The organism is Shewanella xiamenensis, assembly GCF_024971755.1.
Classification (GTDB): domain Bacteria; phylum Pseudomonadota; class Gammaproteobacteria; order Enterobacterales; family Shewanellaceae; genus Shewanella; species Shewanella xiamenensis.
This window is the reverse complement of the sequence record NZ_CP079718.1, coordinates 772415-785088: the sequence shown is the minus strand read 5'-3', so window position 1 is coordinate 785088 and position 12674 is coordinate 772415. Positions and strand designations below refer to the sequence as shown.

The following is a 12674-nucleotide window of genomic DNA, read 5'->3' as shown; positions in this document are numbered from 1 at the left end:
CGCCCTGCTAAGATTAATTAAATACTAAACTTTCTGAATTTAGTGGCTGACACTCTCAACTCCTCATCTAGAACCTCTTTATTTAGCATCTTCATACCGTTGCTATCAGTTTGTTCTTGGATTTCTCCGTCTGTAATAACAATCTCGCCATTTTCTTGTATTACTGGTTTGAACAGTGGTTTCGTAACAATATCGGTTATGATTGCAGCTAACTCATAGCCATCCATAACTAATCTTAAAATGTCATCAGCCACATTATTTGCTTGACCTTTTATGCTTTCAGCATGCATGAATTTCAAAGGCTCAAAATAATGATTAACGAAAACTGCACATATTTCTCTAACGTGTAGATTAAGGCGATCCACATATTCCTTGATTTCATTCAGACGAGATTCTGCTGAAGTCATTTTTTCTACCACAGAGTCCACCTCAAGGGTGGTTTGACAGGCGCTATCGAACGCCTTTTCAGCGTGGCTATTGTAAGCCCAACCAGCAATAAGCAGAATTGGAGCAGCAACTGCAGTACCTAGTACCAAAGATCCACCCGCCATACCTAAACCACCAGTTGCTAGAGAGCCACCACCAAGCGCAGCCATGGTGGCATTGTATGCTGCAGCACCAGAGAGCGATGTAATAGCCGTTCCTGTAGAAGCAGCCCCTAAAGTCATAACTCCACCATAAGTAGCAAAACCAGCTGCCACTCCAACAGCCCCTGCACCAGTCATGGTTCCTAAATATTCGACCGCGGATATACTTAAATCCTGAATTTTATTAATACTATGCTGCGGAATTCCTATATTCAGAGCCTTTTTCTGATCTTCTTTCAGACGAGGAATCAGATCTTTGACTATTCTCTCAAACTCACCGAAATCCTTGCCGATACTCAATTTGGTATAACCATAGTTATTTAAACTTTTCAGCATATCTGACTCAGTCTTATCAAAGCTTTCTTTGTGCCGTTTATACAAATGCCTCGCGTCTTCTAATATATCTTCGGCTTGCGATTTTTTTTCGTAACCGTCATAGGCTTTTTTTGCCCCCAAAGCAGCAGCGGCAGCTGCTGCCCCCCAAATAATGAAAGGTAATGCCATGATCCATATCTCCTTGTTCAACTATTTATCGAGTTGTAGTTCACAAATGTAATCATTTTTTACAGCCAAGTAACTACGCAACATATTTAAAAAATCCATTTTTAGCCATTCAGGTTTCAGTATTTCGATATTCGGCAACCAAAATAAAATTAAGGGCATTATTTGACTCTTATGTGCCGCTCTACATCGCCAAGTTTCGCCACTTTCATCTTTAAATAAGAGTTCTTGTTGTGGCAATAAATCTCGTCTAGTAAAGTAATCAGAAATACTGTGATTAATACGGAATTGTACTTCAAACGTTTCCTCACTAACCCAAGGGTCTTGATATTCATTAATTAAAGAAAGTATCGAATTATTAACCGTAAAGTGTTCATTTTTTTTCGCCAACCAATTTATTTTACTTAAAGAAAACGACTTTAATTTTCCACTTTCTGTAGCCATCAAGTACCAAATACTTTTCTGGTTGACGAGCTTGTATGGATGCACAATACGAGTTGTATTTTTATAAAAAATGTCGCACACACAATTTTTTTGAATAGCATCCTCGATTAAATTTAAGTACCTTCGTAAGTCGTTTTTTGCCGAATGTTCAGCGGGAAGGTGCAAAACACGAATATGCTCATCTGAGGCTCGTTTCTCCAATCGTTTCCAAAAAAGTTCATTTCTGTCAGGAAAAAATGCATCAGCATCTAGCAGTTTAGCCAATGGGTTATGTAGAAGAGGAGATTTTGGATGAGTAAGCCGATATTCACCAGCTCCGCAGCGTTCGATAAATGAAGAGAGCATATTTAAATCACGATAGGCCGTACGCTCCGTGATATTGAATTTCTCCATTAAATGGAAACGATTGACTGTCCCATGTGTTTGTAATTCAATAAGAATATCAACTAAACGCTCTGCCGAACGGCTCCGTGTTAAATCAGCCATAAGAATTCACTATTCCTTTTCATCTTATACGCACTATAAATAAAGAACTGACATCCTTTGTCAGTAAATAGACTGATATGAATTTTTATATTTTATTTGTTCATCCGATTTCATATCCTTAAACAAAAACTCGAGATGAAATTTGAATTGCATCACACTAAATCTGGAAGGTATAAGCATGGTAATCCTTACGCAAGCTTGAATTTGTTACATGCTACACGATAAGAATTAACCTATGCCAGCCACTAAGATCATATTTTTAGTAAAAATTATACAAAACCATTAGTCCTGCACACCTCATCCAAAAAAACGCACAAAAAAGCCTCAACAAAGAGGCTTAATGTTGTTTAGTACTTTCAAGCTCTCAGCCAATCTTGTCTAGCAAGCACTTTTTCAGCGATAGTGATTTGTCTAGCCGTAAACTGCTGCTTTCTCGTATTCCAAGAGTGAAAACTTTCAATGACTTGTTCAGTGCTTCTTGCGTGCTCATACTTGTTTAGCCAGTGAACGGTTGCAAGAAGTTCTAAGCCTAGTGGTGATTCAAACCCTTCTACTAGCTCAGATACTTTTGTAAATCTTTCACGCGTATCAGGATGTTGCTCCAGGAACTCTTGTGCTTCTTTGACAGCTCCAGGAACGAGTTGAAGCTCTTTTTCAGGCTTATCACCACCGTCCGCATAGCCAGATATGAAGTGCCCTTCAATAGCATTAAGTACATGACGTAGATTCTGAGCATAAGGCCCATAATGCGCCTTTTGATAGTTCAAACGTAACGGCTCTCCAGCTTCCTGCATAAAATACAAAAGCTTATGTACTTCAAGTAATGATACCGTTGGGTCAAGTAAACCTTTCAGGTAACGCTGCATCAACTCTATTAATACCGCTCTGCCTGCCGTCATCTTCGGCACTTCTTTTTGCTTTGCTATTCTATCGTTTTGTGGAGCGCCTGATGGTTCATAAAGCAAAACTTTAACATCAATTAATGGCAGCATTGCTGTTTCGATTTTTTCACGTACCACCAGCCAATCTAATCCACCTAAACCAGCTCCTAATGGAGGGATGGCAATAGACTTAATGCCAAGCCTTTGAATATCTTCAACGAGAGCAAGTAAACCTGACTCGATATCCTCAATTCGACTTGCACCTCGCCAATGACGCTTTGTTGGAAAGTTAACGATAAAGCGAGGATTTGCAAGTTGCCCAGTTTCAAAGATAAACATTTTGCCAGGTTGCACATTTTTACTGTTACAAGCTGCTGCGTAAGCTTTAAAGTTATCAGGCCAAGCTTTCTTAAACTGCAAAGCGATACCACGGCCCATAACGCCAACACAGTTAACTGTATTTACGATTGCTTCTGTATCAGCACGTAAAATATCACCATGAGTAATTTCAATCATATTTACGGCCTCCTCAGTAATACCAATTGGGGTTAATTCGAACAGGTGGTCTGTGTGCAACTCTTTGCAACGTATTGACTACCTGCTGATGAATGATTGGTGATTGTACAACAATTTCCTCCACTAAATGCCAAGGAAAACTATGTTCCATCAAAAACTCAGCTTGCTTGCCTTCTTTGCAACCTTGCCATTGTCTTGCTTCAATCGCTTGCCAATCTAGCTCATTTAGCCGAGCGAGATCATTTCTATCTTCAAAATAGTATGAGCCAGCATTTGAAAGTGTAAACGCCCATCTACGCCTTTGCTGCTGAGCCCATTGAACCGTAGCGTGCAAATCTGCTTGAAGATGGATAATCGGCCCTTGACCACCTCGGTAAACTAACTCAGCATTATCAGCCCTATGAATCACGTATAACATGATCGAACGCGGGCAGAAATAAAATGGTACACATTGCCCAACATACAAATCAGGGTAACTATCCAACGTTAGCTCATTGAGACGGCGCTGTTTGATAGTGTTCATACCTATCGTAGTACCTGCGGCCTGTTGGGCAATTATCTGAGCATCACAAAGCAGCGCATTCGAAGCCAGAATGGAAGCTAAGCGATCGACATGAACAATATGATAAATTTTAGGCTGTGCAGGTACCATTTTTCACCCCATGGCCGTTACAGAATTAGCTAACCGCTTTTCGTGACCAAACGGTGTGGTATAAAAACGTTGTTCAATGCCGTAAAGCAGCAGTTTTAACTCGTCGTCATTGGATATTTCGAACTTTTGATTTTCTTTATCAAACCTTAATTTTTGCTCACCACAATAGCCATCGATGTAATCGAGCATATTGGTTTTATCATCGTCAGACATAGCCTCAAGCGTCGCCATGGCAAGGCCAATACGTTTTCGGTTAGGTTTTGAAACGGTTTCGACATTGTAGTCGTTACTCAGTTCAATGAACGACTTATCCAAAAACTGTTCAACCTCTTCTTTTGTCGCTTCTTTGTATAGCTCATCGATGCCTTTAAAAATGCTCGATATCGTAGCAAGGCTTTTGAATATCAAGGTATCGGCTGCCTTGAAGTACAAGGCATCCGGCAAGGCGTTTATCACCAAGCGGGTTTGGCTTTGTTCAAGGGTTGCTGCTTCGCCAAACACCAATGTTTTGCGCTTAACAAACAGGCTTGGAGTAATTTTTTGAAAATAAAAATCCTCACCCTGAACAGCAAATAAATAGCCAATATTTGAGAAGTTTTCTTTGGTTAAATCATCATAGTCTTTTGAATCGTAGTCTTTTTTCAAAAGGTCAATACAGTACGCTTGGTTGCTAAATCCTTCAATTTTAAACCATGTATCTTCATCGAGGTTATGGTCTGGGTTATATGGCACACAGGCAGTTAAATCGACGGTAACTAAATCAAAAAGAGATTGATCCGAAACCAATTTGAAAATACGTTTTTTTGCTCTTGTTTTTATGTGTGCCAGTATATGGTCCATCACTATTCTCGCTCGATAAAGGTGTAATTGTTAATGCGGTAAGCCAAGGGTATTTGAATGTCGCCTGGCTTTTTATAGCGCGCTTTGCTAATCAGAAAAATAGCCGTGCCATTGCGAGTGGTGATGTTGTAAAACTCATAATCAAATAATAAAAACAACGGGTTAAAGTAGAGCGCCTGCGAAAGGTAAGTAAACACAAATAACACCCCATAGACAAACCACAGGGTTTCCGTGTTACTAATGCTCAGCGCAACAAAAAAGTAGCCCAAATAACTGGGTAAAAAACTGTTATTGGCATGCTCAATACTGGCGACTTCACCCGCTTTAAACTCGTCTTTGCCCAAGTATTTACTTAGCCAAATACTCAAACCCGTTGATAGAATTGGTATTGCTAAGTAAAACAAATAAGACACTGCGTTCGGAAGTGCTGCTGTCCATCCTAAATAAGTCAAACCACCCAGAAAATAGCCGAGTGTAATGCCTTTTTGCACCAAAAAGATAATCACCAGCAGCGAAGTGGCATTGAACGTCAGTAAAACCCGAAACGCAGCGTTGATCATTTCACCGTTACCTGACCGTTCATTAGCATGGGGAGTAGCCAGTAGCGGAGCGAAGCTAGCTTTGTATTTTCTCGCTGATTTACAATCAGTTGCTTTAATATTGGTTCTAAATGTTGTCCGAGTTTTTCAGCGACTTTCAAGTTAAATGGTTGATCAAATCGCATCATCACGTTTGGATTTACACGCTTATGGCTATTTGATGTACCTGTCGCCGATTGAGTGCAATGCGCAATAAATTGCGGGGATGTTGCTATCATATACATAAAGTTTTTGATAGAGGCATTCGGACAACGCCAAACAACAAATTCAGTTGAGCAAATCTGTTCAGGCTCTGCCATTGCATACACAACCCTGTTAAACCAAGGGTTTAGTTTTGATACGAGCAAGTCGGTATCTTCAACAGTGAATTTGTTACTTCCAATAGTATCTCCCCGCTCAACACCGAAAGTATTTGTTGCATCAAATACGGGGATACTGAAATGCTTAAATAGTTTTTCGGGGTAGTCTGCGGGATTAATAGACTCGTTGCTTACTCTAGTAATTGAAGATAAAGGCGCAACCTCCCACCCCTCCGGTATTTCGCGCTTTAGGGTTGGGTTGTAGACCATTTTGCCGCCGGAGGTTTTGTAGGGTTTGCCTTGGCCTTGTGGTGAGTCATCGGGGAAGTCGAACTGTACAAACCAGTAGTCGTACAGAGTTTTAGCCATGGCTTCCAGCTCGACGTTGATACGGTTGTTGAGTTCGATTTTTTTATCAAGTGATCGTAAAACGTTAGAGATCTTCTTTTGCTCATCCGGCTTAGGGACTTTAATCTTCACAGGATAAATATAATTTCTGTTAAGTGATGGCTGTGCACTACCAGAGTTGAGTCGATTGAAATCAAGGTTTTTCAGCAGATAATAGGTAAAGTACTTATCGTTTCCTTTGTAATCAGTAACGTACATGGAAGTGTTATGCGGCCAAAAGTCCAGCTCTGACAAGTATACTTGTCCAAAAGAACTACCACTTCGACCGATAACGACGCCAGGGCCACTTGCTTTTGAAGTACCATGAGTGCCGTTTTGACCTCCAGCCCCCATTACGGGAATATTGCCATCGGTTCTTTGGTCTGCTGTGAGGTCATAGCCTCGCTGAAGTGCAAGAAACTGACCTAAGGTCTTTGCTTCCCAGTTACTCATACTTCAATCCCGCCAACTGCTTTTTAATCTCAGTTTCCAATTCACGAGATTGACTAAACAGGTTATCTAAATTACTGGTAAAGCCCTGCATTTTTTCGGCGAACTGCTTTGGCGTTATATCCATATATTCGATTTTCACATCAAAATACTGACCCGCACTAAACGAGTAGTTTTTGGCTTCGATGTCGTCATAACTCACCACAACAGAGAAATCTTCCTCCACATCTTTGAAGTTGAATACATCGACAATGCGCTGCTCTTCATCAGCGCTAAGAACAGTCTTTTGGTTTTTGCCGTCTTTGATTTTCTCGCCTAGGTCGGAAGCGTCAATCAGCACCACCTTTCCTTTATTACTGGCGTCAATAAATAGAATGGACACGTTAGTGCCTGTGGTGGCAAAGATATTGGATGGCATAGACACCACTCCCGCGAGCATTTTATTTTTCACTAAATGTTCGCGGATGCCTTTATCGATACCCGATTGGGCGGTAATAAAACCTGTTGGCACAACCACAGCGGCTTTGCCGTTTGGCTTAAGTGAGGCAATAATGTGCTGTAAAAACAGCGAGTAGATCGCCATTTTGTCTTTATCTTTAGGTGGAGCCTTGGGTATACCCGCAAAGAAGCGTTCCTTGTTTACTTTACTGTCGAGTTCATCCCTATAGTCGCTAAAATCGAGCTTAAATGGTGGGTTAGAGACAATATAGTCAAAGCGTTTAAGTTCTTTTCCGTCTTTATGATAGGGATGTAATACCGTATTACCTTGGATCACATTGGGAATAGAATGCACCAAGTTATTTAAGATCAAGTTTAAACGCAGCAGGTTGGATGATTTTTGCGAAATATCTTGGGTGTAAATGCTACAGCGGTTTTCACCAATGGCATGGGCCACGTTCATAAGCAAAGTACCTGATCCCGCCGATGGGTCGTAACAGGCAACATTTCGTACTGTGCCTCGCTCAGCTTGTGGCACTAAAATTTCCGCCATAATGCGTGCTACCGCATGGGGAGTGAAATATTCGGCGTATTTACCGCCGGCGTTGCTGTTGTAGTCTTTGATCAAGTATTCAAAGATGGTGGCGTAGAAGTCGAATTTTTGGGTGAAGATACGCTCAAAGCTGAATTCCACCAGTTTATTGATAATCGCACGGCAGAATGCATCGCGCTTTGAATCATCAGCAATGTATTGGCTGATACGGTCGAACAGCACCACTTTTGCGCCGCCATCGGTTTTTACTGCGAACACCTCGTTATTGGTGATGGCAATGTCGATAAGGGTATCGTCAAACAGTTTGGCAAAGTCGGGCGCGTTTTGTTGGCTAAACAAGTAGCTAATAAAGTGCTGTGGCTTTAGCCGTGCGGTGTCGCCGCCCATTTGCAGTTGCAGCATGTCGAGGTCGTCTTCGCTCATGGCCGCTAGCGCTTCTTCCCACTTGTCGGCTTTGGCGATGGTGTCGTCGAGCTTTTTGGCTTCAAAGGCAAACTTGTCGTTTAAAAACTTGTACAAGAAGATTTGGGTAATGATTTTAAATTCGTTACCGTCGTTACCTAACCCATAGTTAGCACAAATGCTTTTTAAGCTATCAATGAGGGTTTTGGTTTTTTGCTGAAATTCTAATTCAACCATGGTGTTTCTATTTCCTAATGGGTGTAACCGGCGCTATTTGTCAGTAGCGACTAAGCAAGCATTACCACGCTTGGCTGCCAGTATTAAATTCTTTTAAATATTCCGCGACGACGAGGTGATTTATGTAACGCGAGGCGTCGGCGTTGAGTTTGATTTGCTGCTCTTTCATAAAGCGACCAATCACCAGCGGCATCATTTGGCGTTCAAAGTAACTTTCGTTATCCAGCACTTGGCTGTTGTTGAGCACTTGCTCGTCGGCGTCTTGCTTTACGCCCGCCAGTGCCTCAAAAATTTTACGCTCTGACTCGCTGATGTCGCTTTGGCTTTGCTGGCGCTCTTGCAAGCGTTTGTGAATACGGGTGTATTTGGCATCGCCTAGGTACTTTTGCTTTAGCTGGTTGTTTTGGCGGTTAAGCTCTTTGACGCGGTCGTGAATTTTATTCAGCGCGTCGATATTGGCATTCATTTCATCTTGGGTCACTTCACTTAAGTTTTTCTTTTTAAACAGCCGCTCTAGCTCTTCTTTTAAGCTGACAAACTGCGGGTCCTGCTGGTCAAAATTGCTGGCTAATGCTTCGCGAGTTTGACGCAGGGTGTTTTTGAGCTTGTCGGCCAATACCAGCTCTTCTTCGCCGATTTTGGTGAATGTAAAAATTACATCCTCTAGAGCTCTATTGAGTAAGTTACCAATGTCAGCGCCATCTTGTATTGAGTTGGCAAGGTTCAGCATATCTAGTCTATCGCTGGTAACTCGAAATAGCACATTGAGCTTGGCAAAATCTAGCTCAGCCAGACTCTCATAATCACCTTGTAAGCGGATGAGATTATACAGGCTACGGGCGTCGGCTAGGGCTTTTTTTAATGCCAAGACGGTATCACGATCCTGAATTTGGCTGATCTGGTTGCAAAACTCTTCCATGTTGTCGGTATCAAAACGAAACAGTACGTCCTTGATGTGCTCAATTTCTTGCTTGATCTCTTCCTGCGATTTAAACAGCTGTGAGTAGTGCTCCATCTCATCGCCAAGCTCCGACTGTAACTCGTCGAAATAGGCTTTGTTGGTGGCATCGAACTCTTTACTGATGTCAGCAAAATCGACTACATAGCCGTAACGGAAATCTTTGTAAGTGCGGTTTACCCGCGTCAGTGCTTGCAGCAAGTTGTGTTTGCGGATCACTCGACCGAGGTAGAGTTTTTTCAGGCGCTTGGCATCAAAGCCGGTGAGCAACATGTTGTACACAAACAAAAAGTCGATTTTGCCTACTTTGAAGTCTTCTACCCAGTTTTTGCGCTCTTCTTTGCTGCCAATATCATGCAAGATCAGCGCGGCATTTTTTACCTTTTGCGCTTGTTTTACCGATTCGGCATAAGCCGTTGGCGGAGGTTCCGCAACTTCTAATGGTGTATTAATGCTTTGTGGTAAAACAGGCGTTTGGGCATACACTGCATTGAAAATCTCAAACATTTGCTTGGCTTGGTCTGAGCTATCGCAAATGACCATGCCGCCAATCGTTGCATCGTTTAGTGCACTACGGCTCTTTTCAAAGTCGGTCACAATGTAAGTCAGCATGGGCTCAACAAAGCTTGGGTGTGCATAGATTTTTTTACGATCGACATCGCCCATTTTCACTTCGGCTTCTTCTAGGGCTTTTTGCAGTTCGATTTTGTATTGGGTGCTGATTTCTTCACGAATTAAGCGCAAGGTATAGCCGTCGGCAATGGATGCGTTGTAGTAGTACTTGTGAATGTAATCACCAAACAAAGCGCGGGAGTTGTAGTCATCCCCCAATAACGGCGTACCGGTTAAGCCGATTTTAATGGCGTTGGTGTCTGACTGACTTAAATTGGCTAAGAAGCTACCTTTGGGGTTGTAGCTGCGGTGCACTTCGTCCAAAAAGTACACTCGCTGAATCGCAACGTTGTAGTCTTTGGTGCTAACTACATCAGGATCATCTTCAAATTTTTGGATATTCACTACTGTGATTTCTGGCTTACCAGAATGATTGTGGATGACTTGCGTCGCTTTGATATCGCGTGCAAATTCTTCCCGTGAATTCACTGTATATACCGTAAGACCGCGAGCTGTAAATTCACGTAGTGCTTGTTGTAACAAGTCTAACCTATCGACGATAAAGTAAAACTTAGGGATCACCTGTTGGCGTTGGAAGTAGTCAGTTAAAAATCGCACGTTGTAAAATGTGAGTGCAGTTTTCCCACTGCCCTGGGTGTGCCAAATAATGCCTTTTTTAACACCTGTGTTGAGCTTATCTTCAATCGCTTTGGTGGCAAACAACTGCGGGTAACGCATAATGTGCTTTTGTAAACCGTCGGACTCAGACACATACGTCAGTGCATAGCGAAGAATAAAGGCTAAGCGATCACGACTGACCAAAGAACTACAGATACGATTGGTTGGACGTTCGGGCTGTTTGTTCGTTTGAAATTCAGGATTACTGCGGATCACTTCTAGGTTATTGTCTTTTAATACTCTTAGCTCATCTTCATCCGATATAGGCTTCAATAATGCAGTGAGGTTTAACACCTCTTCTTCGCGGAAGTAATTGAATACAGGTTTGTGGTATGAACTGCTAGCGTAAAAGGCTCCTTGTATAGGTTCTGGTTCGCCCTCATCGTACTCCATGTTATTGGAGAAAATCATAAACTGGGTGATATTGGCAAAGCGCTTAAACTTAGAGTTCTGAAAGCGTTTATTGATACGGTCTCGTTCAGCCAAAATCCCCTCTCGGTTATTCGGCTTTTTCACCTCAATAAATACCAACGGCATACCGTTAATCAACAAAGTAATATCTGGGCGAAACTCTTCATCACCGTTCTTACAAGTCAGTTCTGTGACCACATGGAAACTATTGTTATTGAAGTTCTCAAAATCGATAAGCTTGATATTTGAACGCTCTGAAAGGCGCTCGAAAAAGGCGCGACCTAAATCTTCGTTATCCAGTAGCAACTTAGCATCGTTGAGCAGACGTCTTGCTTCGTCTTCTTCGATGCCTTGGTTTATCTTGGAAATTGCTTTTTTAAATAACTCGGGAAAGATGTTGGTATCCAGGTCCCAAGAGTGATCTTTTAGCGATAAGTACTGATAACCCAGGCGCATAAGGTGAAGTATGGTAGGGATTTTAACGCGAGAATCTTCATTGAACACTGGACAATCCTTGTTTGTAAGTAATCAGACGGGCCTAGTATAACTCCTTAATTTTACAGAGTCTTGTCTGTACCTCGATTACTGTGAACCAGTTAATTGTGTTAATTAACAGCTTTAGTTTTCTTTTATCTTTAGTACCTTGCGAAATCTGAAAAATAAACTCAATTAGCTTTGATTAGGTGAAGGCTGGTGTCTGCCTTCACCTTTTTTATGCTGTTTATTAAAGGCATTCTGTTACCACACCATCCCTCTGCGCAACCCTTTCCAAAATCCCCTCTTGTACTTCACTTTCTACCCAAGCGGCCGCACGACTACCAAGTGACAATGCCTTGAATAGAAGAGTTGCATTGTGCATAAGCTGTCACGCTGTTTGTTAGCGGTATTCCATAAATCATCTTCAAAGCTTTTGCTGATTTTCATTGTGGGTACTTTAACTAGTGCTGCTTGGGCGGGTTCTGTGGCCATGTAAATGCGTTCTCTTCGCCGTTTGAAACATAACTGGAGTTAAACGCTTTGAAGGCGAAGAACTAAGGGTTGGATGTCTCAACCCTTTGTGTTGATCATTAGGGCGACAAGACAGGCGCATGCCGGTGAGAGCGATGCGCTTGTCTATACGTCAGTTAGTGCCCTGTTTGAATAGTCGTTGCCATTCCAGTGCTTAATGCATCGTGGCTGTTAGGCAGGTAGTGTATTGCAATAGTAACTAAGCAAGTACTGTAAGCTCTGAATGTTGTCCTTACCCTAGCTTGTTTTCGGTGGTCCCTTGGTTTATTTAGGTTTTTTTAGTTATTGCTCATAGGCTTACTTATAGAGGGATTAAGCCAAAAAAAAACATTTCAATCTAGTAATGGAGGACACTCTTAGCCTTTGAAGGCGGGAGGTTGTAAGGGATATTCTGAAGTTAATTAATGTGCTGTAAAACGGATGTTGGTAAGGGCTTAAACGGTTGCACTTTGGGCATCTCGCTCCTCTATTCTTGTTAAAATCCATTCTTGCACTTCACTTTCTACCCAAGCGGCAGCTCGGCTACCGAGTGACACCGGTCTGGGAAATGTTCCTTCTGCGATGTACTTGTAGATAGTGGAGCGTGCTAGACCTGTGTAATCCATAACTTTAGTAAGGCGAATTAGTTTCATGATGAGTTTCTCGGTTATTGTCTCATCACATATGTCCTTCGAGTAATTTTTAACTTTTTCCTTATTTCCAAATATTTTCAGATATATATCACTCCTGTGCATA

Annotated in this window: 11 protein-coding genes; all 11 read right to left on the bottom strand. The window is 42.0% G+C overall.

The annotated features are described in order from the left end of the window. Nucleotides 1-17: 17 nt before the first annotated feature. Nucleotides 18-1091 (bottom strand): hypothetical protein, encoded by a 1074-nt coding sequence (locus KXJ80_RS04530; protein WP_218678257.1) that lies wholly within the window; start codon nucleotides 1089-1091, stop codon nucleotides 18-20. 21 nt (nucleotides 1092-1112) lie between these two features. After that, entirely contained in the window at nucleotides 1113-2018 is a 906-nt protein-coding gene (locus KXJ80_RS04525) for a helix-turn-helix transcriptional regulator (protein ID WP_218678256.1), read from the bottom strand. A 356-nt stretch (nucleotides 2019-2374) separates the two neighbouring features. Beyond that, the gene (darG, locus tag KXJ80_RS04520) at nucleotides 2375-3415 is read right to left on the bottom strand and encodes a type II toxin-antitoxin system antitoxin DNA ADP-ribosyl glycohydrolase DarG (protein WP_218678255.1); all 1041 of its coding nucleotides are present in this window, start codon (nucleotides 3413-3415) and stop codon (nucleotides 2375-2377) included. Between the two features lie 13 nt (nucleotides 3416-3428). Continuing rightward, complete coding sequence (darT, locus tag KXJ80_RS04515) at nucleotides 3429-4067, bottom strand: type II toxin-antitoxin system toxin DNA ADP-ribosyl transferase DarT (RefSeq protein WP_218678254.1); 639 nt, start codon at nucleotides 4065-4067, stop codon at nucleotides 3429-3431. Between the two features lie 3 nt (nucleotides 4068-4070). Beyond that, on the bottom strand, nucleotides 4071-4907 hold the full coding sequence (locus KXJ80_RS04510; RefSeq protein ID WP_218678253.1) for an ATP F0F1 synthase synthase: 837 nt from the start codon (nucleotides 4905-4907) through the stop codon (nucleotides 4071-4073). 2 nt (nucleotides 4908-4909) lie between these two features. Then, nucleotides 4910-5467: a KwaA family protein gene (locus KXJ80_RS04505; RefSeq protein WP_218678252.1), complete on the bottom strand. Its 558-nt coding sequence runs from the start codon at nucleotides 5465-5467 to the stop codon at nucleotides 4910-4912. Beyond that, nucleotides 5464-6645, bottom strand: coding sequence for a restriction endonuclease subunit S (locus KXJ80_RS04500; protein ID WP_218678251.1), 1182 nt, complete (start codon nucleotides 6643-6645; stop codon nucleotides 5464-5466). The genes KXJ80_RS04505 and KXJ80_RS04500 overlap by 4 nt, the downstream gene beginning before the upstream one ends. Further along, entirely contained in the window at nucleotides 6638-8272 is a 1635-nt protein-coding gene (locus tag KXJ80_RS04495; protein WP_218678250.1) for an HsdM family class I SAM-dependent methyltransferase, read from the bottom strand. The genes KXJ80_RS04500 and KXJ80_RS04495 overlap by 8 nt, the downstream gene beginning before the upstream one ends. A 61-nt stretch (nucleotides 8273-8333) precedes the next feature. After that, entirely contained in the window at nucleotides 8334-11435 is a 3102-nt protein-coding gene (locus KXJ80_RS04490; RefSeq protein ID WP_218678249.1) for a type I restriction endonuclease subunit R, read from the bottom strand. Nucleotides 11436-11655: 220 nt separating this feature from the next. Then, nucleotides 11656-11790, bottom strand: a complete 135-nt coding sequence (locus tag KXJ80_RS22480; RefSeq protein ID WP_374915489.1) for an AlpA family phage regulatory protein — start codon at nucleotides 11788-11790, stop codon at nucleotides 11656-11658. Between the two features lie 583 nt (nucleotides 11791-12373). Then, nucleotides 12374-12571, bottom strand: coding sequence for a helix-turn-helix transcriptional regulator (locus KXJ80_RS04485; protein ID WP_037459496.1), 198 nt, complete (start codon nucleotides 12569-12571; stop codon nucleotides 12374-12376). Between the last annotated feature and the right edge of the window lie 103 nt (nucleotides 12572-12674).